Source organism: Pontibacter ruber (genome assembly GCF_023630205.1).
Classification (GTDB): domain Bacteria; phylum Bacteroidota; class Bacteroidia; order Cytophagales; family Hymenobacteraceae; genus Pontibacter; species Pontibacter ruber.
Map to the genome: position 1 here is coordinate 592,744 of NZ_JALPRR010000002.1, position 25,477 is coordinate 618,220.

The 25,477-nt window shown below is 41.8% G+C and carries 19 protein-coding genes; 3 read left to right on the top strand and 16 right to left on the bottom strand.

Annotated features, from left to right (window positions below):
• Positions 1-97: 97 nt before the first annotated feature.
• Both MJ611_RS09385 and MJ611_RS09390 read right to left on the bottom strand, forming a co-directional pair.
• On the bottom strand, positions 98-1,348 hold the full coding sequence (locus MJ611_RS09385) for a cysteine desulfurase-like protein (protein WP_250429466.1): 1,251 nt from the start codon (positions 1,346-1,348) through the stop codon (positions 98-100).
• An 881-nt stretch (positions 1,349-2,229) separates the two neighbouring features.
• Entirely contained in the window at positions 2,230-2,697 is a 468-nt protein-coding gene (locus MJ611_RS09390; protein WP_250429467.1) for a MaoC family dehydratase, read from the bottom strand.
• A gap of 292 nt (positions 2,698-2,989) precedes the next feature.
• Between MJ611_RS09390 and MJ611_RS09395 the strand changes: the two genes are divergently transcribed.
• Complete coding sequence (locus MJ611_RS09395; RefSeq protein ID WP_250429469.1) at positions 2,990-3,886, top strand: aldo/keto reductase; 897 nt, start codon at positions 2,990-2,992, stop codon at positions 3,884-3,886.
• 68 nt (positions 3,887-3,954) lie between these two features.
• On the opposite strand, the gene MJ611_RS09400 is transcribed toward MJ611_RS09395, so the two are convergent.
• The 5 genes from MJ611_RS09400 to MJ611_RS09420 form a co-directional block, all read right to left on the bottom strand.
• Positions 3,955-4,257, bottom strand: coding sequence for a hypothetical protein (locus MJ611_RS09400; protein ID WP_250429471.1), 303 nt, complete (start codon positions 4,255-4,257; stop codon positions 3,955-3,957).
• Between the two features lie 47 nt (positions 4,258-4,304).
• Entirely contained in the window at positions 4,305-5,198 is an 894-nt protein-coding gene (locus tag MJ611_RS09405) for a phosphorothioated DNA-binding restriction endonuclease (protein WP_250429473.1), read from the bottom strand.
• 6 nt (positions 5,199-5,204) lie between these two features.
• Complete coding sequence (locus MJ611_RS09410; RefSeq protein ID WP_250429474.1) at positions 5,205-6,239, bottom strand: competence protein CoiA family protein; 1,035 nt, start codon at positions 6,237-6,239, stop codon at positions 5,205-5,207.
• Between the two features lie 537 nt (positions 6,240-6,776).
• Positions 6,777-7,916 (bottom strand): MBL fold metallo-hydrolase, encoded by a 1,140-nt coding sequence (locus tag MJ611_RS09415; protein WP_250429475.1) that lies wholly within the window; start codon positions 7,914-7,916, stop codon positions 6,777-6,779.
• 364 nt (positions 7,917-8,280) lie between these two features.
• Positions 8,281-9,672 (bottom strand): undecaprenyl-phosphate glucose phosphotransferase, encoded by a 1,392-nt coding sequence (locus MJ611_RS09420; RefSeq protein ID WP_250429476.1) that lies wholly within the window; start codon positions 9,670-9,672, stop codon positions 8,281-8,283.
• 745 nt (positions 9,673-10,417) lie between these two features.
• On the opposite strand from MJ611_RS09420, the gene MJ611_RS09425 reads away from it, so the two are divergent.
• Together MJ611_RS09425 and MJ611_RS09430 are read left to right on the top strand one after the other, a co-directional pair.
• Complete coding sequence (locus tag MJ611_RS09425; protein WP_250429477.1) at positions 10,418-12,862, top strand: LamG-like jellyroll fold domain-containing protein; 2,445 nt, start codon at positions 10,418-10,420, stop codon at positions 12,860-12,862.
• A gap of 36 nt (positions 12,863-12,898) precedes the next feature.
• A complete protein-coding gene (locus MJ611_RS09430; RefSeq protein WP_250429479.1) occupies positions 12,899-15,652 on the top strand; it encodes a right-handed parallel beta-helix repeat-containing protein in 2,754 nt (917 codons plus the stop codon).
• Between the two features lie 65 nt (positions 15,653-15,717).
• On the opposite strand, the gene MJ611_RS09435 is transcribed toward MJ611_RS09430, so the two are convergent.
• The 9 genes from MJ611_RS09435 to MJ611_RS09475 form a co-directional block, all read right to left on the bottom strand.
• Positions 15,718-16,530: a hypothetical protein gene (locus tag MJ611_RS09435; RefSeq protein ID WP_250429480.1), complete on the bottom strand. Its 813-nt coding sequence runs from the start codon at positions 16,528-16,530 to the stop codon at positions 15,718-15,720.
• Complete coding sequence (locus tag MJ611_RS09440; protein WP_250429482.1) at positions 16,520-17,914, bottom strand: purple acid phosphatase family protein; 1,395 nt, start codon at positions 17,912-17,914, stop codon at positions 16,520-16,522. The genes MJ611_RS09435 and MJ611_RS09440 overlap by 11 nt, the downstream gene beginning before the upstream one ends.
• 449 nt (positions 17,915-18,363) lie before the next feature.
• A complete protein-coding gene (locus MJ611_RS09445; protein ID WP_250429484.1) occupies positions 18,364-19,251 on the bottom strand; it encodes an aldo-keto reductase family protein in 888 nt (295 codons plus the stop codon).
• A gap of 2 nt (positions 19,252-19,253) precedes the next feature.
• A complete protein-coding gene (locus tag MJ611_RS09450; RefSeq protein WP_250429485.1) occupies positions 19,254-20,267 on the bottom strand; it encodes a Gfo/Idh/MocA family protein in 1,014 nt (337 codons plus the stop codon).
• 1 nt (position 20,268) lies between these two features.
• Positions 20,269-20,955: a WecB/TagA/CpsF family glycosyltransferase gene (locus tag MJ611_RS09455; protein ID WP_250429486.1), complete on the bottom strand. Its 687-nt coding sequence runs from the start codon at positions 20,953-20,955 to the stop codon at positions 20,269-20,271.
• Between the two features lie 399 nt (positions 20,956-21,354).
• A complete protein-coding gene (locus MJ611_RS09460; protein ID WP_250429487.1) occupies positions 21,355-21,942 on the bottom strand; it encodes an acyltransferase in 588 nt (195 codons plus the stop codon).
• Positions 21,943-21,946: 4 nt separating this feature from the next.
• On the bottom strand, positions 21,947-22,861 hold the full coding sequence (locus tag MJ611_RS09465; RefSeq protein ID WP_250429488.1) for a glycosyltransferase: 915 nt from the start codon (positions 22,859-22,861) through the stop codon (positions 21,947-21,949).
• Positions 22,848-24,125, bottom strand: coding sequence for an O-antigen ligase family protein (locus MJ611_RS09470; RefSeq protein ID WP_250429490.1), 1,278 nt, complete (start codon positions 24,123-24,125; stop codon positions 22,848-22,850). The genes MJ611_RS09465 and MJ611_RS09470 overlap by 14 nt, the downstream gene beginning before the upstream one ends.
• A gap of 14 nt (positions 24,126-24,139) precedes the next feature.
• Complete coding sequence (locus MJ611_RS09475; RefSeq protein ID WP_250429492.1) at positions 24,140-25,246, bottom strand: glycosyltransferase; 1,107 nt, start codon at positions 25,244-25,246, stop codon at positions 24,140-24,142.
• Between the last annotated feature and the right edge of the window lie 231 nt (positions 25,247-25,477).

Consider the following 25,477-nt stretch of genomic DNA (forward strand, 5'->3'; position numbering starts at 1 on the left):
GGATATACATAAGGCAATATCAATAAACTCGCTCATTATAGTTTAAGCTGATCCAGGATAAAAGATTTAATAGAAACCGAACAGCTGCACGCTTGAATTATACCTGCTGCTTTTTTACATGTGTTGAAATAAACTCCTGCAGACCTTGTTCAAACAGCTTCACTTCCTCCATGGTATTGTAAGGTGCCAGGCCAATTCTGATCCAGCCGCCCATCGGGTTTACACCCAGCTTGTCGGCCATGGTAGAGGCGTAGAAGTGCCCATCGGCAATGCACATGTGGTAGTTTTTGGCAAACCAGCTGGTCACCTCGCGGGCCTTTATGCCATTCAGGGTAAAGGCGAAGGTTGGCGTCTTTTTTGTGCCTTCCGGTGCCCGGTACAGGTGTACTTCCGGTATCTGCTTTAAGAACTTTTCGATGCGATCGGTCAGCTGCTGCTCGTGTGCTTCTATGCGCTGCATACCCGATTGCAGCCGCTCTCTGCGCGTTTTGCCTTCGCCCTGGTCTTCAATAAACTTTATGGCCCCGATCAGACCGGCTATGGCTTCGTGGTTCTGGGTGCCGGTTTCGAGTTTATCCGGAATCTCCTGTGGGGCTGGTGCCAGCTTGTAAACAGGCAGCTTCTCGAAAAGCGATTTCGCGATAACAGCTATGCCCAGGTGCGGCCCGAAAAACTTGTACGCCGAGCAGAGCAGCACATCGCAACCCAGCTTTTTAAAATCAATAGCCAGGTGCGGCACCGCATGCACCGCATCTATAATTACTATTGCGTTCACAGCTTTTGCACGGGCTATAATTTTACCGATGTCTGTAACAGTGCCCGTCACGTTCGACGACATACCCACGGCAACCAGCTTTGTTTTTTCGGTGATGAGCTCGTCCAGGTTGTCCAGCTCGAGGGTATAGGTTTCCGGGTTAACAGGTATAAACTTAACCGTCGCGCCTTTGTCTTTGGCTAAGGTAACCCAAGGGTCTACGTTGGCGCGGTGGTCCTGCTCCGTTACCACGATCTCGTCTGTTTCTGTTATAAAAGGACCCAGGCTTCGTGCTATGGAAAAGGCATGCGAGGTCATGTTCTGCCCGAAAGCTACTTCCTCAGGTTCACAGTTCAGCAGGTCAGCCACAGCTTTTCTGCCTTCCAGCAGCAAGTTATCGGTGCTGACGCTGGTCAGGAAAGCGCCATGTAGGTTCGCCATACCGCCCGTGATATAGGCCATCATTCCGTCTATGGCTGGTTGCGCCATCTGCGTGCCACCCGGTCCATCGAAAAAGATGAATGGCTTTTTGTTGGCTGCTTCTCTTAAAGCAGGAAACTCAGCGCGTAGCTGCTCTACTGAAAACTGGCTCATAGGTTATGATGATTTATGCCTTACAAAGTATGAATTAGGAGTGGCGTTAGCAAGAGTTGTTATAATTTACCTGATAAGCTTTTTCATCTGTCATTTCGAGTTCAGCGAGAAATCTGCTTCAGTTTTATAGCTGAGGTTTATACTTGCAGTTGGCAAGCATAGCTATAGTAGCTGGCTTTGTTCCCCAGACTTACTTGCCTATAGTTTCATTTTATACATTGGTGCGCTCAAGGCCGCGGGGCCTCGTCCTTGGGCATCGCGCTGGGAGCTTTTCCTTTGCTCCTATCGTCACAATATCGCTGTCGCGATACCGGAAAAACTCGCATAGGCGCTCAACCCAAGGACTGGAAACAAATTCGATAGCTGCTAGCTATGCAACTAGAACCAGGTCCCCCTTTGAAGGGGGTAGGGGGATGATCTGCAGCAGCTATAGAACTTATACTTTGAAGCATTGCAGTAGCAGAAACTCCCCTTTTGAGAGGGGTGCAGGGGTGTGTATATACTTGGGCGATGAAACTTATACTATCAGGTATAGCAACAGCCAAGCTCCCCTCCTTAGACTAGCAAGAAGGCGAGTTCGAAGCTAGCGAGCGTAGCTTTGAGGGGCAGGGGTGGTTGGACAACGGCTTCAATGAAAGTATAATCTTAAGTGTACCAAACGCAGAAATTCCCCACTTGGGAGGGCTGGGTAAAAATCCTGTTCATCTTTAAATCCCACAAATCCTGATTCAGACCATTCTCTGTCCCTGCGGGCCAATTGAGTCAGAGACTCGGGTACCACCACTAGTCACGAATCAGAAGATTCGCGCCAGAAATAGTTGAAAAAAAATACCCCCTCCTGTTATTAGGAGGGGGCAGGGGGAGGTAAAAGTTTCTCAATACTACTCATTAAAATGATACAGGAACGTAATAACGCCGGTATAAGCCGGCTTTTTGCTGTTCTCGATCTCCAGCGTTACTTCTATTTGTGTTTTGGCGATGCCGCGCAGGTTCTTTACCGAGAGAAGCTTTGCGCGGAGGCGTACACGGCTGTTTACGGTTACGGCCTGGTTAAAGCGGAGGCTCTCGATCTCGTAGTTTACCTGCATCTTCAGGTTCTCGATGGTAGCGATCTGCGACCACAGGTAGGGCAGGAGCGACACCGTCAGGTAGCCGTGCGCAATGGTAGCCCCGAAAGGTGTTTCCGTTTTGGCGCGCTCCGCATCCAGGTGAATCCACTGGTGGTCGACGGTGGCGTCTGCAAATTTGTTTATCTGTTCCTGCGTAATGGTATGGTAGTCAGATATTCCCATTTCCTTGCCTTCGTACTGCTCAAGCTCCTGCAGGCTCTTAATGATCAATTTGCTCATGGTGTTGTAGGTGTTTGTGTTGGTTGTGGTGGTGAAGGTGTCAAATATATAATTTATTCTTTCGGAATTGTGAGGTTAACAGGCTAAGAATTTTGCCTGAGTATAGCTGCCTGAGGGCTAGCCACTACAGGCATAAGCTTTTATAATCCCCGTGCAGATATAATATGCTCTGGCGGATTAACCACATACAAACCGGAGAAAGTGTCGAAATAGAACCGTAACCAATGCAGATGATAAGAGTAGTTTATACTTTCAGGACGTCACCAACAAAGCCTGATTTAACAGCATAGCTATGAAGTATAACAAACTCGGTAAGTCAGACCTGAACATCAGCGAAGTAAGCTTCGGGTGCATGTCGCTTGGTACGGACCACGCGGAAAATGCAAGGCTGCTGCACCATGCACTGGACAGGGGAATCAACTACTTCGATACCGCCGATCTGTATGACAAGGGAGAAAACGAGGTAACGGTAGGAAAGGCCTTCAACGGCATGCGCGACAAGGTAAACATCGCGACCAAGGTAGGCAACCAGTGGCGGCCAGATGGCAGCGGCTGGGACTGGAACCCCACAAAGGCCTACATCCTGCAGGCGGTAGAAGCCAGCCTGCAGCGGCTGCAGACCGATTACATCGACTTGTACCAGCTGCACGGCGGCACCATCAACGATCCGATAGACGAGACCATCGAGGCATTTGAACTGCTGAAGCAGCAAGGCAAGATCCGGTACTACGGCATTTCGTCCATACGCCCCAACGTGATCCGGGAGTATGTGCAGCGCTCTAACATCGTGAGTATAATGATGCAGTACAGCCTGCTGGACCGGCGGCCGGAAGAGTCGGTGCTGGACCTGTTGCATGAGCACCAGATTGGCGTACTGGCACGCGGCAGCCTGGCACAGGGGCTGCTGGCCGGAAAACCTGCCAAACCATACCTGGGCTATACGTTGGAAGAAGTGCAGAAAGCCGCAGCTGCTGTAAAAGCAGTAGCCGGTGCTTCTCGGATGCTCGCCGAAACTGCCGTTCGGTTTGTACTTCATCACCCTGCCGTAACCGCCGCCGTACTGGGCATCCGGACTGCCGAACAACTGAACGAAGCACTGCAGATTGCCGCTGCTGCGCCCCTTAAAGAGGGAGAAGTAAAAACGTTGCAGGCACTATTGCCGCCAAATAAGTATGAGGAGCACCGGTAGGGATTACCCCACTACTTATAAACCTTTTTGTTTAGCCGATCTGGTAAGTGTAATTGTTGCCAGGCGAGTTAAGAACAATGCACTTCCAGTTCGCCGGACTGAAGGCCAAAAGCTATGCCCTGGATCAGGATCCGATAGCCGGGGTGTGTAGGATCGCTCAGGTCTTTTTCAATTTCGCTGATGGTTGTTTGCAGCGAATCGCCTTCGAAAAAGCGAAGCCATACTTCTTTTCCGGTTTCCTCTTCTTCCGACAGTGCCTGCAGCTCCATATACCGCAGCCGTTCGATCAGGGTATCCAGGTCGATCTTATTATCCAGGTAATTGCTGAAGGCTTCCCGGGCCATGGGGGTATACTGAGCTAGCTTTGTCATAAGAGGATAGAAGTATAAACTACAGCATGCAAGATAGAAAGTATAGCCTACACATCTCTGTACCCACCCTTGAAAACTTCGTTCACGTGCCAGCTAGTAAACTCCGGATCAGGATAGAAAGCTTTCTTTTGAGGAGGTGTTATGGACTTGCCGTGGTGCTGCAGGAGCCATTCTTTTGAGCCGATGCCGTTTACTTCATCAGAAACTAGTAATTTCAGTTCTGCATTTACGGTGAATGCTCCCAGATCGAAAAGTTTGTGGTGGGTAGCACATAAGGCCAAGCCATTTACTTCTCTATCCGGTCCACCTGCCTGATGCCACATGATATGCGCTGCCTCCAAAGCTAACACCTTGTGCTTTAACCGAACGCCAAAGCCACAGACGGCGCACTGGTATTCGTACGCTTTCAGTATCCTTTCTCTGAACTCAGGATCACGCTTTTTGGCAGTCCTCACTTTGTTGCCTGTTGGAGTTGCTGTTAAATCTAAACCCACCGCATCAAGTATATCTTGGTGTAGCGTGTCAGGAAAGTTCTGCTCCAGTATCAGTTCGGCTATACTTCGTAAAAGCTCGGGACTTTGCTTAAGCTGTTGCGTCACCTCATCCGGGAACTTGCCCTGCAGGTCGTGGTCGCGAAGAAACTTGGAAGTATAATCCTGCTTTGTATCGAGTAGCTCAGGCTTGTTGAACTGCCAAAGCTTGTCATTCGCCAGTTTCGTGAAAGGGAAGTTGGGGTATAGCGTTTTCCGCTGCGGACCAAAATCAAGCAATAAATCTTTAAGTCTTGGTTCTATACTTGTATTAGGTATAAAACCAGTGTTACCTCTCTGAATCTCTCCCAAAGCCAGCAACATCAGCAAGGGCTTGTGCGGCGCACGGATGCCTTTGCTTTTCCAGGTGTTGATGTTTTGGAAGTGGGAGAGGAGGTTAAAATTCATCATAAAGAATTAGCTAAATTTCTCCACATATTCTTGGCTAACCTTGAAATAGCTACATACAGCAGCTTCGTTCGATGTACATTTTATTTTTCTAAATTTGCAGAAAATCGCTTTATCACCATCATCATCCCATAAAATGCTCCGATATTCATTTAAAGTATGATATCTACATATGAAGCAGTTCCTAACTTTTAACCCCTTCTTCGCTGCTTGTCCAATAAGTCTGAAAAAGCCTTCTTGACTACCATAATCAGCTTTATCTAGCTTGTGGTATTGTATCTCGTTCTTTAATTTATTGATATAATTATGTGCGTGTGTAAGTGTCATGTTGGGCCGGAGTAAACATCTACCATCATTAAACACTACACCTAATTGAAATCCTTTATGAGAACAGGATCCGCTACACAGATTCTTTATGTTGTCTTTAAAGTTAAAATTATAGAAGCTTAACTTTTCATTTTGTGAAAGTTTGTGATTTATTATTATACTTAAATCAGATTCATCAGCTATAGTTAGCTCGATAACTCTAAAAGAGGAGTTCAGTTTTTTTTCAGATGAGAGGTGAGTTACAGCAATTTCTATAAAAATCTTTTCATTTTTTTCTTCACTAACCAGCAAAAGATCCGGTATAAATTCATCCACGCGCTTTTCTACTACAATTTTATTGAAGCTTTTTGTAAGGTCGAATTGAAATATCTCTTCTCCTGTATGGCACTGAAATCCATACTTACTTTGTAAGCTATCACAAAAGATTTGTCTTGTAAATACTAAATAAAATGGTTTACCATGTTGCAAACACTTGTTGTACTCATTAAAAAAAACCTGTTTCCCCAAAATATGAAGGTAGGTTTCTTTGGAACAGGTAACTTCCTCTTTATGTGCAAAATGTTTCTTTCTTATTTCACCCAGTTTAGGGACAATTCTCTTCTCACATGAGATGCATGTGTATTGTTCGAAAGTCTGTGTAGTCTCTCTATCTAAGGTATTAACATCTATCAACTCTTTTTGAAGATTATAAGCATACCTGTAATGGATTTTACTCATACTTTAAATCTTGGTTAAAGGCTATTTTAGTGAAGTGACTGATTTTTTAAAGAATCTAATTTACGCAACACTCCTGTTATAATCTTTATTCCTGACTTTGGCTCCTTCACCTCATCCAGAATCTTCTGAAGGTCCTGTTTGCGTATCTTAAATTGCCCGGAAACGTACTTCAAAAACAGCAGTAAAAACATTTAGTCTTTGTACTGGCTCTCAGCTACCGTGTCGCGAAGTTCGTTGGCGTCATTCCAGAGTTCGCTTTAAAATATATACCTGTTCATGCTTAACTAGAGATATTCTTAACGCTTATGTATGCTTGTACTCGGTGTTAAAGCAAATAGTACAAGATATGGATTTTAATAAAGTTTATAGTGTAAAATATATACGTTTTGTTAAATATTTCCCATTGTAGAAACAGGTTGCTACCTGGCCGCACAATGGCAACTGCTTTCCCGCGTCAGGTTAAAAGAATAATATGAATCTGAAGTAAGAGGCTTTCCTCAATAAAATCCAGAGCTGGGTAGTCAATCCGAGGGACGGTTACTGCATAGCCTGTTCTCCCCTCCACCAAACCTTCCCCGGCGCTTTCTTGCCTAAAACAACCGATTCCCCGATCAGCGGCGTAGTCATAGGCACTTTCAAGCGATCAGCTTCTTTGGTTACCCGTTCAATCGGGTCGGTCCAGGTGTGCATGGCCAAGGCGAAGGCGCCCCAGTGGATGGGCATCAGCAGCTTGCCTTTCAGGTCGAGGTGGGCCTGCACGGTTTGCTCGGGCATCATGTGGATGTTGGGCCACAGCTCGTTGTACTGGCCGCACTCCATCAGGGTAATGTCAAAAGGGCCATACTTACTGCCGATCTCGGCAAAGCCGTTGAAGTAACCGGAGTCGCCGCTGAAAAAGATCCTGTCTTTGCGGCCCAGGATCACCCACGAGGTCCAGAGGGTACTCATTCTGTCGGTAAGGCCGCGGCCCGAGAAATGCCGCGATGGGGTAGCGGCAAAGGTCAGCCCCTGGAATGAAGCCTCCTGCCACCAGTCCATTTCGGTTATCTTTTCGGCCGGTATGCCCCAGCGCTCCAGGTGCGCGCCCACACCCAGGGCCACATAAAAGTGCCCGGTCTTCTCATTTAGTTTCTTGATGGAGCCATAGTCGAGGTGGTCGTAGTGGTCGTGCGAGATCAGCACGGCATCTATATTGGGCAGTTCCTCCACGGTAATGGGCAGCGCCGAAAAACGTTTCGGGCCCATGAAGCTGATGGGCGAGGCAATGTCGCCCAGCATGGGGTCCAGCAGCAACCGCTTGCCGTCCATCTCCACCATAAAGGCCGAGTGCCCGAGCCAGGTAACCACCGTAGCCGTATCCTGCACGCTGTTAAATTGTTTCGCATCAATCCTGTTCACCGGTATCTCCCAATCAGGCACCTGGTCGTCGGAGTTACCGAAAATACGGGCAGAGAATAGCCTCACAAAGCCTTTAAAGCCGATGTCCATGTTGGTCTCCACGGGGTTCTGAAACTTGCCATACTTGTAGTTGGGCGATTTTAGGATCGCCTCCAGGCGGGCACCATTTGCTTCGGCGCCAAACTGGGGAGACAGCTTCAGGAACGAGCACCCTGCCACCGTTACCAGCAGTAGTATAAAACCGAGTACATACAGGGTGATTCTGATCTTTTTCTTCATCAGGTAAACAGGTTTGTTTGCTAAGCGTTGCACGTACGGGCGGAGGTGCCCAACATTCCGCTGGCCTTGCTTCAGGTAAGTATAACGCCGCTGCTATGCGCCACAAAGATAGATTGAGAAAAACCTCTTTGAAAATCCGTAGGTTAAAGGAAAGGTCATTACATATTTGTTTTCAATTTTGCGCCTTGCACAAGTATACTACTTTACAACAGGCAAGGGTAGGGTTATCATCTGCTGGAGATAGCGCAGAGGTAAATTGGAGCGTGGGTATTAAGTAGGTATAAAACAAAATAGCTGCCCTAAATGGGGCAGCTATAAGGCTGATAGATGTAGCTTATGTGTATCCTAAGCTTAGTCTTTCAATTCAGAAAGCATTTTCGTCGCCTTTAAATACCTGGCGTACCGTCATGAGAACTATTTTAAGGTCAAGGACCAGAGACCAGTTCTCTAAATACCAGATATCAGCCTGAACGCGGTTCAGCATAGCGGTTGTTTCTTTTGTTTCACCTCTGTAGCCCAGCACCTGGGCCCAGCCCGTAATACCAGGAGTTAGAAAATGCCGCACCATGTAGTTATTGATTAGCTGCGAGTAGTCCTGGGTATGCTTTAACATGTGGGGGCGAGGACCCACAACAGACATATCCCCCATTAAGACATTAAAGAACTGTGGTAACTCATCAATGCTGGTTTTCCTTATAAATTTACCTACTCTCGTAATTCTCATGTCTCCTTTGCAGGCTTGTTTACTGTCACAATTTATATTTACTGACATGCTCCTGAACTTGATGCAGTAAAAAGGCTTATTATTTTTTCCAGAACGCAATTGCTTGAAAAACACGGGCCCCTTAGAGTCTGCTTTTATAATGATTGCTAAAAGTGGAACAAGCCAGCTAAGAAGGAAGAGTATAATAAGCGAAGAAAAGAGAATGTCAAATGCTCTTTTAAGAATCTCGTTGGCTTTATTTTCTAATGGCTCTTGCCTAGGTACCAACACTGGCATATATCCAAATAACTCGACTTTCAAGTTCTGATCAAAAGCGCCTTTGACATCAGGAACTAATCTAAATCTTATAAAATTATTGTCTGCCAGCTGCATAAGCATACTGATTTTACTTCTTTCAGTATTTGGTAACGTACAGTATATTTCATGCACATTATTTTCTTTTGCATAATCTATACAATCATCAACTCTACCTAGAATCTTAAGATCAAAAGCGTGGTTAAAGTTATCATCTGTAAAAAGGCCTAATACATTTTCTCCAAGTTGAGGCTTAGAAGCAAGTAACTTATAAAGTTCTACACCTGCAGAGCCTGCTCCCACTATGATAATGTTGTTTGTGTTAAACCAGACCTTTTTTTTATATTTTCTTACTGCTAGAAAGGAAAGCCTGCATATAATAATAGAAATAGTGAAGGCAAAAAGGAAAATCAATAACGGAGTAGCATATATATGAATGTTAGGTAGTATGATTTTGATATTAATAGTGAAAATATAAAATAAACCCAGTGAGGCTACATTTGCGGTAAGAACAGGCACTGCTTCGTGCTTCAGAATACTTTTATAAATCCCAAAAACATTGGAGCAATAAAACCACGATAAATTAAAGAGTACTAAAATAAGCCTGTAGTCATACACGCTCATGATACTGTTATAAGGGTATACAACTCTAAGGGATATAAAAAGAATCAAATTTAAAAGACAATGATCTGCGATTACATTTATCCACTTAAACAATGTTGTATATTTATGTGACATAAAAATGGGCTTATTGATAATGTCTCTTTTCTTTTGACAATTTTACTTAAAGCACATTATGAGGTAACATAATGCAGTCGTGGAGTGTAGGGGAAGTTATAAATCGGATTTTGTCGATAAACTACAGAAGTATTAAGAGATCTACCTCACGTTTATTGTAAATAGTAAATTAAATAATAAAATAGTAATACAAATGTAACATTGATTTATACTCGTGTCATTAAGGCAGGATACATGTAATTGTATTTCTTTAGGTAAGGTGGTGTAAGTGAAGGTAAAGGTCGTATTTTAACATACCAGTAATAAATTGAAATACGTTAATTTATTTGGATATGCAATGTTGTAAAAGTAATATTGAAAGCTTAAATATTTATTAAAACTACGTTCCTGAATTAATTAGCAGCTCTATATTTATAAACTTATTTAAGTAGTAATATATTGAACTTTTATGATATGCGTTGCAGAGTCTATTTGCAGTAAAATTTAAATAGAAAAACGAGCCTTCTGCATAATAAAAATGGTGTTTAACCATTTTTTTATTTTGATATTTTGGAAATAAGTAAATTAGTGTAAACTTGTAAAAGTGATTGACATATAATATCTATAAACTATAGTTTTAGTTTTTTTCTATCATTTATTGATATCGCTTCCGCCCCAAAAAGAATATCTCGTTATAGATTGAGATATTGTATATGCCCTAAATCTCCTTTGTTGACTTGTAAAAAATCTTTACTCCAAGTATTTTATGGGAAAATTTACAATAATTGCCGCTATACTTGTTTTAATTTTTTTCAACATTGTTGTTCACCCAGCTCTTGGTACTGTAAATAATATATCAAAAAATAGAGTAGAAGCAGCTTCAGCAGGGTTTTCTTCTATAATAAACTTAAGCGCCATAGCTATTACTGAAGATACCGGAGAAAAGCCGCAGGCAAAGGTATGGACATATGCAGGAAAGCATTGGGCAGTCTTGGCTAGCTCTGATGGTACCAATCTTTGGCGATTAGATGGAACCACCTGGACGAATGTATTAAAACTTTCTCCTAAAACTTCCTCTAAAGCTGATTGTAAGTTGGTTGGAAATATAACACACATTTTCTTGTACCAAGGGCGCTCATCTCAACTAGTATCAGTAGAATATAATTCATCTACAGGTAGTTACCAACTTTGGTCAAGAAGAACCAATACTGTTGGTATATCTCTGGATAATGGTGTTGAAACAGCTACAATTGATATAGATAGTAAGGGAAGAATGTGGCTGACCTCCGCGGGGACTACCAGTGCTTATGTACGTTGGAGCGATGCTCCTTATAATAATTGGAGCGAGCCTATTACAGTAACCACAGGTATAACTGATGATGACATTTGCGCTGTTGTAGCTCTTAGTGGAAAAATAGGAGTATTTTGGTCGAATCAGAACACTCAAAGGTTTGGGTTTAAAACCCATATTGATGGTGCGGATCCTGCTACATGGTCCGCAGATGAGGTGCCTGCGTCTCAGTCTGCGATAGCAATCGGCAATGGTATGTCAGATGATCACATGAATATAGTAGCAGCAAATGATGGTGTCTTGTACTGTGCTATTAAAACTAGTTATAATACCGTAGGTTATCCAACTATAGCTCTTTTAGTCCGGAGGCCAGCAGGAACATGGGATAGATTATATGATGTTACACAATATACTGGAACAAGGCCGATTATAGTTTTAAATGAATCGATGAGCAAAGTTAGAGTTGTTTATACTACTTCTACTTCTGCCGGGGATATAGTTTATAAGGAGTCTTCTACTTCCAGTGTTTCTTTTGGTTCTCAATATACTTTAATCAAAGGTGCGTATAATGATGCTACTAGTACTAAGATCGGGTTCAATGGCGAAACCGTGGTGATGGCATCAAATACAGAACAAGCAGTAAGTGTATTAGTAAGTGATAATACCTTGCCAACCGTGCCATCGGCACCGGTTCTAGCTTCTCCAAGCAATGGTGCTACCGATGTTACGACTTCGATTGCGCTCAGCTGGAACGCATCTGCCGGAGCCGACTCCTATCAAGTACAGGTGTCCACCTCGTCTAGCTTTTCCAGCACCGTTTTTGACTACAGTGGCATTACCACCACCTCCACCGCCGTCTCCGACCTAGCTAACAGCACCACCTACTACTGGCGGGCCAGGGCAACCAACTCTGCCGGCAGCAGCAGTTGGTCTACCGTGTGGAGCATAACTACTATTTCGGCAAGCTCGCCTACTAATCCGTTGGTGGGGCACTGGAAGTTGGACGAGGGAAGCGGTATGGCGCTGGCTGATGCATCTGAGTATAAAAACAATGCGACTGCAGTGGGAGGGGCTACTTGGGTGGCAGGAGTTACAGGTCAGGCGCTGAGGTTTAACGGCTCCAGCCAATACGCCACTGTCGCCGACAACGCCTCGCTTGATATAACAGGGGCTATAACGCTGACAGCTTGGATAAAGCCAGAAAAAATAGCAACACAGTATGTTTTTAAGAAGGCAGAACAGAACTCAGTAGATGGTTATGAGCTGTCACTTTCAAGCGGAGGATTGATTTTCTTCCGCTTCAATCAAGTTACTTCTGGTGACACCTACCGAATCAACTCTACTACTATCCATCCCTCCAACGGTACTACTTGGATTCATGTGGCTGTCACTTATGGTGGGGGTGTGATGCGGCTTTATATTAACGGAGATCAAAATAATTCCAAAACCTTCAGTTCCCCACCACCAATAAAGCTAAACGGTCTGGCGCTCACCATCGGAGCAGGAAATAATGGGTACAGGGGATTCCAAGGTGCTATGGACGATGTGCGTATCTACAACACCGCACTTAGCGCCTCTGAAGTAAAAGAGATAGCTACAGTTACATCTTCAATAGCCGTGTCTTCAGCAGTTCTTGCCTCACCGCAGGGTGTAAGTGAGCAGGAGAAATTGATAGCTTATCCAAATCCGTTTACAACGACGGCTACTGTAAACTTTACTCTTTCAGAGAATGGAGATTACACGGTTAAGCTTTATGACAGCAGGGGGGCTCTTATTGCTGATCTCAAGCAGGGCATGGCTGAAGCAGGTAAAGAGAATAAAATAGAAATTGATAGTAATGGACTTACAAGAGGACTCTACATTATCAGATTACAGGCTGATGGAGTTTTTAAATCCGCTAAACTCGTGCTTGATCGGTGATTAAGGGTTGATAAAAGGTAGCTTAAGTGAAAGAATATGATAAGATTGTTCTTCATAATATTGGTATGTTCCTTGTTTTGCGGTTCTGCAAGGGCTAACAGCTACTACATTTCAACTACTCTTGGTAATGATTCCAGAACTTTAACACAAGCACAAAACCCAGCAACCCCATGGAAGACAATAAATAAACTTAACTCTGTTTTTGACTCTCTTCAGCCAGGCGATTCAGTCTTTTTTAAATGCGGTGATACTTTTTATGGAACAATAAAAGTGAGCAAATCTGGTACCTCAGGCCGTCCCATAGTTTTTACATCATACGGAACAGGTAATAAACCTGTAATCACCTCGATGATCAAGCTTTCGAAATGGGTGCCCTTGGGAAATGGTGTTTGGGAAAGTAACCATGCTGCCTTAGGGCCGGAAGTTAGCACAGTGCTTATAAATAGCACTGCCCAAGAGATGGGACGTTTTCCTAACAGTAATACAGGCGACAAAGGGTACCTCACAATCGATGATTTCGAAAGTAATACCTCTATTATAGATCATGCCCTTCCAATCTTACCTAATTGGAAAGGTGCAGAAGTGGTTATAAGAAAAAAACGTTGGGCAATTGATAGGCATAAGATTATATCTCATAAAGGTACAACAATTTATTATGCCTCCTCTTCCCAGTATAACGCGAAAGTGGGTTTTGGTTATTTTATTCAAAATCATATAAAGACTTTGGATCGGTTCGGTGAGTGGTACTATGATCCAATAATGAAAAAGTTGTATGTCCACTTAGGGGTTAGTTCACCTTCAGAAAATAATATAGAGGTAGCAACTTTAGACAACTTGGTTTATTTATCTAACATCAGCCATATAACTTTAAGTAACATTAGTTTTACTGGAGGAAACAAAGACTTACTTAGAATCAAAAATGGAGGCAATTTAACTATAAGTAACTGCACAATTAAGTTTTCAGGAGGAGACGGAGTTAGAGTTACTAATCATACTAACTTCAGAATAGAAAATAGTATGATTTCAGATGTTAATGGTGCAGGCATTAATTTATCTAGGGGTAACCTTAATCCTGTTATATGTGCAAATACAGTGGATAATACTGGACTTTTTCCAGGTATGGGAAGAAACTCAATATTAAGCGGGATTGGCATATTATGTTATGGGGAGGGTGCTCTTATTGAATTAAATAAGGTGCTAAACAGTGGCTATAATGGTATTGCTATAAAACTAGATGAGATAATTGTTAAAAACAATTTTATCAGTAATTTCTGTTCAGTAAAAGATGATGGAGGAGGAATATACACTAGTAATAATTCTAATAAAGAGCTTAAAGGAGCTAAAATTATTGGCAATATAATTTTGAATGGAATCGGAGCATATCAGGGAACAGATGCAGACGTTTCTAAAGCGGAGGGAATTTATATGGACGATGACTCTCATAAAGCTGAAATCAAAGAAAATACTGTTGCTAACTGTAACAGAGGTATGTTTCTTCATAATGCGAGAATGATATCAGCCAGTTATAATACCTTCTTTAACAATGAGGTTCAATTTGCTGCTAAGCATGATGATCTTGGCGAACCAATAAGAAATTTATTAGTAGAGAAAAATATCTTCTTCTCAAGGTTACCTACTCAGCTGGCATCTCATATAGAAACCAGACTTGATGATATCAGCAGTATGGGTAGGTTTGATTATAACTATTATGTAAGGCCTTTAGACGATGAAATAGTACTTTACAGTGTGTACAGGAATTTAGGGGAAAAAATTAATGAACACTTAGCTTTAGAAGACTGGAAGCAGAGATATGGGAAAGACGCACATTCCCAAAAGTCTCCTATACAGATTCCTGCGTATTCCCTAAATAAAATTGTGAGTTCAAACAAATTTAGGGCTGGCTCTTTTACTGAAAATGATGTGAAAGTATGGGGGAATAAAAGTACGTTGAAGTGGAAAAATGACGGATTGTTAGATGGGGGATACCTGGAAGTTATGCCGACAAGTAAGACCTCTTCTATAACAATGAACATTGGTGAGCTAGATTCAAATAAAAAATATATTCTAAGATATACTGCTATAGCTGAAAGATCTACGTCAATAGGGGCATACTTAAGGTATGGCGGAACCCCTTTTAGTGCTATTACTCCAATCATATATAAGAATATTTCTAAAACGCGCAGGGATTACGAAGTACTTTTAACGCCTTCAGTAAGCCAAAGTCCCGGAACTTTGGTTTTTACTGTTGATAACACTCACACATACTATCTTGATAACATTCAGCTCTTTGAGGCTAATGCAGATCTTATCAATCCTGATGATTATATCCTGTTTGCGTATAATAATAGAAGTAAGCCAATGAAATTAACCTTGAATGGTGATTATATAGATGTTAAAAATAATAAACATTCGAAAGTAATAGAGCTTGCTCCATTTTCATCAGTAGTTTTGATTCAACAATCTGGTAATCTAGAACAAAAGGCTGCTACAGTGTCTCCTATTAGCTTATCTGAAGAATCAGTTACAAAATCAGATAGTTTTAATTTGTTCCCCAACCCTACCACTGAAGTATTACATATCAGTTATAATCTTCCGGAAAGCAGTAAAGCCAATAGAGCAAGTTTATTGATAGTGTCAGTAAAAGGTCAACTAATTAAACGAGTTCCTCTTCAGGTACAGGCAAATGCAATCAAAGCTTCTGTGGATGTCTCGCAATTACTTGGAGGTACTTACATAGCAAGGCTTGTGTGGAGAAACAGGATACTAGGTAAGACATTTGTAAAAGAATAGGATAAGATAGCAGAGGCAGGTCGATATATTAGTTTGACTGTTTAGGTAATTTAGTAAGTAAGAGCCTATTGGGCTATGGGGGCGTATATAGAGTTGTGTTTCTGCTCTTTTTCAAAGTATAGCAGCAGTACAAGAGGTAGAGTGAAATGTGCTATGCGTATCAAAAATTCTCCATACATATCAATACCCAATTCAGTAATTCTGGCAAAGGCAGTAATAAATCCCCAAAAGATCATCCAATAAAAAATTCTTTTGTACGGGTAAACTAGTATTGCAAGTGCACAGATAATATCTAATAGCCCTATACCCGCAAGCAATATTTCTGCTGCAGATTGACAGATTTCCAAACCTGTTAAGTTAGAACCTGAAGTTATAATATAATCAATAAAATTCGGATGGAACAATAAGGCCTTAATTCCATGTGTAGCAAAAGTAAGGCATAAACCTAAAGTGGCTACCCAATAAGATAGGTGTATTTTATTGCAATTAAGCGCGAAAATCAATGCTAGAGGTGCAGCGTAACGTGAAGCGGTTGCCGGTATTGCCCAAGAGCTAAAGGGGAAGCCTCCTTGCTCAATTTGTATGTAAGCTGACAAGAAGGTTAAAACTGAAATAAGAACTAGAAGCAGTTTTACAGGATGAATAAATATGGCTATACCCAGCGCTAGTACTACCCATGCAAACATATTCTCAACTGCAGTAGCTTGTTGGTAGGTGAATGAGTGATTGACAAAAAGGAAGTCAGTGAAGAACCCTATTGAGCTACTATGCAGGAAGATACCTATACACTGTACCATAACTGTAAGCTGTAAGACTTTGGTCACAGCAATAGAGCAATCATGTATTAAACTGTATTTTATACAGGTCTTATCTGACATGCTTTGGTGAAGTTGGAGGAGTTGAAACCTTTGCACGTGGTTGCCTGATAAAATTATCAATTACTTCACCATCTATACCGATAGCCTGTACATGTAAGTTGTCTTTATTAAAGTTTATTACATGTACATGATGAGAGCTTATTGCATACCCTGGTGACTGTACATACCATCGCGTCGAATCAGTAACAGGTCTTTGAGGCACCCCCAAACCGCCTTCACCAATGTAGACGATGCCAGATTTATCATGTTTGCCGTTACGTATGGGTAAAGTCCGTTTAAGCACATGACCATCTGACTCAGCAACAAGATCAACATTATGTTTTTCAAACAAAGGAACGAAAGCGTTTCGCACTCTGGTAAATGTTTGGCCTTTAAATGCTTTCACTGCAGGATATGCTGGCCTGTGATAATGAACAACTACCCATCTTTTTTTACCTCTGATTAGAGATAAAGTTTTATTTAACCAAACTCTTTGCTCACCGGTAACACTGATTTCTGTATTAAGTGTAATCAACGATGCGTGTGCTGATAAGTTTGATGTATAATAAAATGTATCAAGGGTACGGCCTTCAATACTGTTACCTAACCAGAAATTTTCCTTAAAACCAATTTCTGTGTCATGGTTGCCTCTGGAGATAATTAATGGTAGGAGTCGATTGTCTCCCGCAACAATTGCCTGCTGATCTTCAAGCCACCAATACAGATGCCGCCATTGCGCAGTCAAGCCATAGTCAGCTCCATGTGTAAAGGCAATTACATTTTTGTTATCTTCAAAAATTTGAGTAATAACCTCATTCATACGCTGTCTAGCCTCATGGCCTTTAATTTCATGAAGGGCAGTGTTTTCTATGATGTCCGGTAATAACTTAGAAAATGTAGGAGAAAATTCTCTTTCTCCGCCTGCTCGTGAGTCACTTCCCCAAATTATACTAACGGGCCTGTCATCATCAGGCGCAGTTATAAAATAATATTCTTCTGATATTACTCCACTGCTCTCTACTACAAAATAATATGCTGTCGCAGCCTTGAGATTACTTATTTCTGAATGGTGGTAGTAACCAGGGGGTACTCCTTTTTCCCTGTCTTCTTCAACCATTGTAATTTGCCCATTTACCTTGGCTTTTCTCTTATAGGTGTATGCTTTCAGATTACCACGATGGCTTATGGTATCATAATAAACATAGTGAGGACCTCCGTTGGCATGAAGCGTAGTCCAGGAGATTATTGCATGATTAGAAGGGTTCTCTGTCCAAATTACCCTTACATGTATAGGCTCTACTTTCTCCTTGCTGTTTATTGTTGATTGGTTACAGGAAGTGCTACAAAGGATTATTGTTATTATAAAGAAATAAGAACAACAATGCTTGAAGCTATTATTAAACATATTATAGAGATATAATATTAAGAAAAATGATACTGCTCGTGTATCAGGAAGCTGTTACTGAAAATTCAGCCGCTTGTATTCAAGAAAAGAGTAATAGTGGAAGCCTTGCCTTTAAAGCAACCACTTCTCTGAGCAGCAAGGTTTCGCTCAAATAGATTTGCTAGTTTTCTATATACGGATGATAAATCATGCAATAATATTGGTATCACCTTCTAGTTTTTATGTCAGCTTCATGACATAGAAAAGTTCAGCGCCTAAGGCAAACCGCATTGATAAGATAACTTCTTGTTATTAGCTGAACTAATTAATAGAGACTACTGTGTAGATGATTTCTTTATGCTTTTATACCTTTTGAAGTGCGTTCTTAACCAGATTTACCAGTAAGTAAAGTTTCCAATATTTTATCGAAGTAGAATTTATTGCTGATAGTTTATATCCTATACTAAATGCTAAAAATTAGAAAGTATATCGTATTGGTACTGCTTGTCAAATTCATGTATAAGCGAAACCGTTTCATTGATATTGCCTCTTGAGGAAGCACCGAAAAGTATGGATTCTATGTTAGGCAGGCTGCAGATGTATTTGATTGCATCTTTCGGAGGGATGGCGCCACCTGCTAAAACCTGCATGGCTATCACTCGGACCTTTCTGGTTTTAAGCACTGTTTCATACAACTCTTTGCCACCAGACATTCTAAAGCCGGCTTTGTTAATAGATGTACAGATGATAGGGTTCTCAACGCCTGCTTTTTCCAGCAGGTCCAGCAGCTTTGGCATGTTCATGGTAATAAAACCGGCCTCTGTATCATACTTTTTTCGAATGTACTTATGGAATGCGACCAGTACTTCGGTCATTCCCAGGCCTAATAACAGGTCAGTTATTACATTCTGAAGGAAAATAACAGGTGTTTTGATGTTCCTGAACATTTTCATTTCGGCATCGATCATCAGCTCCATGATCGACAAGTAATCTTTTGACATAATGGCCACACCACCCTTAAAGAGTGAGCCCATAAAATTGTTGGGTACATACTCTTTGATGGTGCCAACAATGCCAAGCTCCGTTACTGCGTTGGCATACTTATGAGCATAAGGCATACAAGGGTATATCTTGTAGTCCTCGTATTTAGCAGGATGACTTCTGATGTAATCGCAGATAGTTGCGATGCGGTCATGTGTAGTACACATAAAAGTATGCACTCCCGCATCGATAGAATAATCAAGGGTTTTTATGATTTCGACATCGTTCTGAAATTTAATTGCCTGTGCCCTGGACTTCTCATCCGATATATGATTTACAGCGAAAAACTGATTGTCGCCAAATAAGATTCTTTCCATGATCAGTTATTTATACTTTGTTTAATCATTGAGATAACTTTGTCGGTGTGCCAGGCACTCTGAAAAGTATTGATGTTGTTAGGTACTTTCTTCTGGATCGCTTTGATGAAATAATCTACCTGGGCTGAATACTCTTCGCCTCTTAGGTAAAAATCTACATTGTCGGTAAAATCTGTGATGTATTTTACATTCCAGCCTTTTGAGTAGCCCTGCGGACAGTCCGTTGTTTTGAAATGTACTTTAAGCTCGTTGGCATCGCATACGATCTTGCCCTTACTGCCAATGATGGTCAAAGTAGTAGACATTTTTCTGTAGGTCTCGTCACTCCAATTAACTGACAATACGCCAGATACCTCGGAAGAAACCTCCAGCAGGGAGAACACAGAATCCTCTACATTTTTAGAGTAAAATGATTTTAAAATGGACCCCTTAATCTTAGTGATCGGACCTACCACGTAGTTGATTAGGTCGATCACATGCGAAGCATAATCAAGCAGGCAGCCGCCGCCTTCTGCCGGGTTAGAGCGCCAGTTGTTCTGTTTCTGCCGCACAACTACAGGGCCGTAAGCCTCACCAACAAAATGGAAAATATCGCCCAAGTAGCCATTCTCAACTAGCCTTTTAACTTCCCGGAAGGTCCCGATAAACTTATTGTGGTAGCCCACCTGATTTACCAGGTTTTTTCTGGTAGCTATCTCCACCAGTTTCTGGCCGTCAAGCACTGTTAAACAAAGAGGCTTTTCTGCGAAAATATGGGCGTCTCTTTCCATAGCATTTTGAACCATGTCTGCATGAAACCTGGTGGGTACGGCTACAAAAACAGCATCCGGTTTTGCTTTCCTGAGCATTTCCTCATAGTCTGTGTAGCATGGAAAAGAAGTATACTTCTTCAGCGCATCCAGCACCATTTTCGAAGTATCGCTAACTCCTGCAACTTCAACATCAGGGTGAGCACCTAAAAGAGACAAATGAGATATTCCCATTTTACCAGCTCCGATCAATCCAACTTTTATCATATTAACTTATCTTTTTTATACCTATTAGATGTACCATCAGGTCTCTTAAGTATAAGAGTTGATTTTTAGTGTTTCTTCTGAAAATTTCCGGGCGCAGGAAGATTCTTACCAGCCATTCAAGCCGTAGCTTGATCCATATTTTAGCTGGCCTTTTGCTGTTGCCGGCGTACCAGTCAAACACGTTCCCGATTGTGCTAATTATTCTGGCGTTTACCTTATTTTTATGCTGGTAGGCCCACTTTTCCTGCTTCGGGGCCGTCATTCCGACAAAAAGTATATCCGGATGAAAAGCATTGATTGCATTCACCATCATGTCGTTATCCTCATCGGTGAATTCCTGGCGAAAAGGAGGGGAGAAAGTGCCCACTTTCACATTCGGGTATTCCTGGTTCACTCTGCTGGTTATTTTGGCCAGTGTTGCTTCTGTTGATCCCAGAAAGAAAACATTCCAGTGATGCTTGTTCGCTTTATCTATCAGGAAGTCAAAGCAATCCTGGCCCGCAATTTTCTTGATATCCTTACCATTAAGCAGAATCGAACCTAGAGCGATGCCCACACCGTCCAGCACCAACATATCAGTGTTTTTGAGTGCTTTCTCAAATTCTTTATCTTTAAGCGCTATGCCGTAGGAGTTAGGGCTGAAGGTATTGATGAGCAGGTTCTGTGTATTTTCATCAATAATGTCCAAAGAGGAAGAGAACACCTTATAACCAAGAACATCTGTACATTTAAAACTACTCTGCTTCATAGAATCAAATGATAACTACTGTATAAACTTTATTCAATGGAGGCTAAACAAGTACACCCTGTTGTTATCAACTTACACTTGCAGTGACCCAATACACTAATGATTTCACATCTGTATTCATTACCTTCTGTAATTTTTAGCAGATTATATAACCTAGATCTTTGCTATGATGCCTGCTGTAGTATAAATAATTCTATTGTACTTGTATAAGTACAAATATTTAATAGCTGTGATTGCTATTCGAGCAGAAGGAAGGGTTATTTAACTAATTTTGTTGGGTTCGCGGCTGAATCAGCTTAATCTATAAAAGAGTGAATTTATTTTTTCAAGTATTTAAAGCTAAGCCTGTATACTTTCTACCCCCTTATAGTCTTTGTAGATTTCTAAATAGACTTTCTCCAGTCTAATATGTTCCTCTAATTCAACTTCAGAGTCGAAACGGGGCTTGATTTTACGGGCTGGGTTACCAGCATATATAGCATAGGGTTCCGTATCTTTTGTTACAACAGATCCGGCAGCTATTATGCATCCTTTTCTGATTCTTACACCACTCATAACGATAGAGCCGTACCCGACCCAGACGTCGTCTTCGATAATGGTGGTTTGGTCTAGTCCTTTCCAGTTATAGTGTTTGTCCATTATTCTTGGAGCAAGGCGTATAGGAAAGCCTACTTTCTGGAAGTGGTGATCATATTTGCCTACGACTGCCACTTTGTTTCCAAACATTACATTATCGCCAATGATGCAGTTTGCCTGTATCTGCGAATCTCTTCCAATAAAGAAGTTATTCCCGATCTCCAGAACATCTTTTGCCCATAAATAAACCCTTTCGCCAGCGTAGATATTCTTCCCAATTTTATACTTCCTCCATTTAACATTAACAAGGTAAAAGAAGCGAACCTGTTTTAGTAGCTGGATAATATTCATAGTTTTAGAATAGTTTTAAAAGTATACCTTCTAGTTTCGATTTCAAACGCGCACTAACTCCCATTCTTCTGATAAATTCTTTGTAGTAGATGGGGTGTGTTTTGATTGTATCCGGAAAGGAGAATTCTGTTTTTTGGCTGCAGTCAATAAGGGGCTTATAGCGTTTGTTGGACCCAACAGTATGGGTGGCATAAGCATCAAAACCCTTGTTGTCGATTTTGGAGGTTACCGGATAAAGCGTCAGGCCGCCTGTCCGGAACTGGTGGTAGAACCAGCGGATAGCCCAGGAATCCAGCTTCCCCTCCATTTGTTGGCGGAGCATCCGGTTAAGGTCGGAGCCGCCTTTCGAAAATGCTTTCCGCGATGCTTTATCTTTTAGAAACGCTGCGTAATCACTTACCTGCCAGTCTACCTTACGCCACCTGTCTATCCATGTAGCCCACCCCCATGACCAGCCCCTGTTCAGGAAGTAAGCGTCCGAATTTCCAGGAAACGAGTTTGCCAGGTCAAAAGAGTAGCCGGATATAGAAAATACAGAAGGCGAATTGCTGTAGTGGCGCAATGCCTTGTTCATAAAACATAGGAAATTGGGCGTTGAAATTAGGTCATCTTCCAGCACAATGGCTCTGTCATACTTCTCAATAACTTCGGAAACGCCTGAAATGATAGAGTTGGCGAGGCCTTTGTTTCTGGGAGCTTCTATGATGGTTACTTGGTTGAAGCCATCGATTGTCTTTAAATAATCTCTTACAGAAGCTATGAGCGGTGCATCAGTTTCATGCTTGGCTGCATCCGAGTAAATAAATAACCGGCTGTCTTCCGCCAGGTAATTTTTTCTGAGTGCATTAACTGTTTGCTGCAAGGTGTCCAGACGCTTGTAAGTAAACAGAATAACAGGGGCAAGTTCAGTATTTTGCATAGCTCTTTTTATTTAGCACAAGCGACCTTTCTATACTTCTTAAATTATGCTTAACAAGAGGAGTGGGCCCTTTAACTGCTACATATTTAAGGGAAACAATAAAGAACAGCATAGTCCAGAAGTCTTGCGATGAGTAGAGGCTGGTGGAGAACATACCGTACACTATAATTTGTAAGTAAATGATTACCATCCAACTCGATTCGTGTTTATCCTTCAGCAGGTTGAAGGATTTAATCAGGCTTTTACAAACAAGTATGATAAATGGTATGGCACCTAACAGACCGGTTGCCAGCAGTACCTCCAGGAAGAAATTGTGCGGGTAACTTTTAAAGCCCATTCCGGAAGGTATGACATAATATACCCCAACCAGCGGCGACTCTTTTATCAGGTCTATGGTTTCGTTGTATAAAATCTCTCTTCCACTTGTGTCACCTTCTACCAGAATGTTAACAATTCGTGTTCCTAGCGAACTACCCATGCTTTCAAGAAGGGCCGCAATGTTTTCCAGATTGAGTAGCAGGAGCGTGATGATTAACCCGAAATAGATAAGACCCTTAACTGCTCCTAACCTTGCCAGGAAATAGAAAACGCCGATAACAAACAGTACTACTACAGGAGATCTTGAGCCGGCTTTAGCAATAGAAACCAGCCCGAAGAAGAAGGTTAGGAGAAACAGGACCTTAAGGACCTTGTTTTTTTTATCAACCATGCCAAATACAGACACCAGAGCCAGCGCGCAGCCAGCCTGCCCATACAAAATAGTATTAATAGTTGAATTGGCGTCGTATCGGACGTTATTGGCATCAATGCTTAGGTTTTCAATTGCAAAGAAGTAAGCCAGAACCAAGCCTGCGGTTAGGGTTATCCAAAAGAAGAAGAAGGATTTGCTTGAATGAAAAGCAGGGTCGTATCGAAAGGAGTAGGCGATTAGAATACCTAAACAAAATCCTGCAAAATCTAAATTGCCGTCGGCGGTTGTGATAAAGTATAGCGGGTCTAGGTAAATATCTATGTATAAGTTTGCTATATAGACAAATGCCAGGATGAAGAACAGCACTTCTTCTGACCTCAGACTCGTGTGCTCAAACGCCCGTCTGTAGATTACCCAGCAAGCCAGCAATATCTTTAGTCCCCAGAAGAAATTCTTAATTAATGAGTTATCAACATAAAAGAGATCAGGAATAAATGTTGCTATCAGGAAAAGGGAGTAGAAGTTGATTGAGAAGTGCAGCGTCTCCTTATAATATTTCAGGTCTAAGGTCATACTTGAGAAATCTTTTATTCCAACAACAATGTCTGGCTGAAGTAAATAGGGTTATACTTTTTCAGGATCTTTGCCCCGTTGTACTGGTAAGATTTTTCTGTCTTCAGGATCTGAAGTATAGCATCTCTGATGTCATGTTTATTGTAGGGGTCTACGGTTAATCCCAGCTGGTTCTCAATGACTAACCTGGATACAAGTCCTGTATTAGAAGCAACCACACGTTTGTTGTGTTTGATGGTGTGACCTAGTATGCCGCTCGAACCGAAGAAGTTTGTATAAGGCATCAGTACAACATCGCTGTGCTTAAAAAGTACTTCACGTTCCTCATCGCTGATAAATTCGTCATAGTAGCACAGGCTTACATTGTTCTTATGCTTTTGTATGTGCTGCAGGTACTTCTCTTTTATGTCTGGATGAAATTTACCAGCAATGATCAGGTTTATGTTCTTGCGGACAGACAACGGCATCAGGAGCAAAGAATTGATGATATTGATCAGGTTCTTTCTGTAGTCGATGGAGCCAAACAACAGCAGGTTTTTGCAACCGGGCCTTATGTTATACTTGGTTTTGATGGCTTCTTCATTTACAGAATCTACCACTTTTACTTCGTCATTGATTGGGTCCGGGAGAAAACTGAATATGTTTTTTATGGTGCTATTCATGTTCTCTATACATTTTTCATCGTTCAGGATGAAGAGTTTTTTGATCCTTGGATTCAGGATGGTGGAATATTTCTGGAAGAAGTAGCTTCTGATGATGTGCCTTATGTAGAACCAGGGGCCGCTGTTTGCCTCTTTGAAGTGATAGTAAGGTGCAAATAAAATTCCTTTTACAGCCAGGTTAAAGCGCTTGAACTGCCTAGTGGCAACTAGGTGCAGAAAGGGATCTATGTCCAGGAAAATGATCTCTGTATAGTTGGCTTCTGCTTCAATTACTTTGGTTACTTCTTTCCATTCCGAAATACCTCTTTCTATGGAGTTTCTATACTTCTTCTTTACCTGGATGTACTTTATATCATAGGCATCAGACTCATTCAGACATGCCAGCCTGCATTTCAGATTTTCATTGAGCACGAAAGTATAAATGCCATGCAACTCCGGTTTTGAGTTGATGAATCTCATGATGTGGGTGATATATTCCTGCCTGTGTCCAGTTTCGCCAGACTCGTATATGATACTTCGGTTTCTATCTCTAAAGCTGTACATGAGCAAATACGGGTTATACTTTAAAATAGAAGATCATCCGGATCTGGAAAACTACTATGATGAGGACATCTTGCTGTGGCTTTTATTATGCTCTCCAGGAACTGATCAATGTATTTTACAGGTAGGTGGAGAGTGATTTTCTGCTGA

What these genes read in the sequence shown, in the direction of transcription:
- MJ611_RS09385 (WP_250429466.1), bottom strand. Translation starts at nt 1,348, where the DNA reads ATGAGCCAGTTTTCAGTAGAGCAGCTACGCGCTGAGTTTCCTGCTTTA.
- MJ611_RS09390 (WP_250429467.1), bottom strand. Translation starts at nt 2,697, where the DNA reads ATGAGCAAATTGATCATTAAGAGCCTGCAGGAGCTTGAGCAGTACGAA.
- MJ611_RS09395 (WP_250429469.1), top strand. Translation starts at nt 2,990, where the DNA reads ATGAAGTATAACAAACTCGGTAAGTCAGACCTGAACATCAGCGAAGTA.
- MJ611_RS09400 (WP_250429471.1), bottom strand. Translation starts at nt 4,257, where the DNA reads ATGACAAAGCTAGCTCAGTATACCCCCATGGCCCGGGAAGCCTTCAGC.
- MJ611_RS09405 (WP_250429473.1), bottom strand. Translation starts at nt 5,198, where the DNA reads ATGATGAATTTTAACCTCCTCTCCCACTTCCAAAACATCAACACCTGG.
- MJ611_RS09410 (WP_250429474.1), bottom strand. Translation starts at nt 6,239, where the DNA reads ATGAGTAAAATCCATTACAGGTATGCTTATAATCTTCAAAAAGAGTTG.
- MJ611_RS09415 (WP_250429475.1), bottom strand. Translation starts at nt 7,916, where the DNA reads ATGAAGAAAAAGATCAGAATCACCCTGTATGTACTCGGTTTTATACTA.
- MJ611_RS09420 (WP_250429476.1), bottom strand. Translation starts at nt 9,672, where the DNA reads ATGTCACATAAATATACAACATTGTTTAAGTGGATAAATGTAATCGCA.
- MJ611_RS09425 (WP_250429477.1), top strand. Translation starts at nt 10,418, where the DNA reads ATGGGAAAATTTACAATAATTGCCGCTATACTTGTTTTAATTTTTTTC.
- MJ611_RS09430 (WP_250429479.1), top strand. Translation starts at nt 12,899, where the DNA reads ATGATAAGATTGTTCTTCATAATATTGGTATGTTCCTTGTTTTGCGGT.
- MJ611_RS09435 (WP_250429480.1), bottom strand. Translation starts at nt 16,530, where the DNA reads ATGTCAGATAAGACCTGTATAAAATACAGTTTAATACATGATTGCTCT.
- MJ611_RS09440 (WP_250429482.1), bottom strand. Translation starts at nt 17,914, where the DNA reads ATGTTTAATAATAGCTTCAAGCATTGTTGTTCTTATTTCTTTATAATA.
- MJ611_RS09445 (WP_250429484.1), bottom strand. Translation starts at nt 19,251, where the DNA reads ATGGAAAGAATCTTATTTGGCGACAATCAGTTTTTCGCTGTAAATCAT.
- MJ611_RS09450 (WP_250429485.1), bottom strand. Translation starts at nt 20,267, where the DNA reads ATGATAAAAGTTGGATTGATCGGAGCTGGTAAAATGGGAATATCTCAT.
- MJ611_RS09460 (WP_250429487.1), bottom strand. Translation starts at nt 21,942, where the DNA reads ATGAATATTATCCAGCTACTAAAACAGGTTCGCTTCTTTTACCTTGTT.
- MJ611_RS09465 (WP_250429488.1), bottom strand. Translation starts at nt 22,861, where the DNA reads ATGCAAAATACTGAACTTGCCCCTGTTATTCTGTTTACTTACAAGCGT.
- MJ611_RS09470 (WP_250429490.1), bottom strand. Translation starts at nt 24,125, where the DNA reads ATGACCTTAGACCTGAAATATTATAAGGAGACGCTGCACTTCTCAATC.
- MJ611_RS09475 (WP_250429492.1), bottom strand. Translation starts at nt 25,246, where the DNA reads ATGAGATTCATCAACTCAAAACCGGAGTTGCATGGCATTTATACTTTC.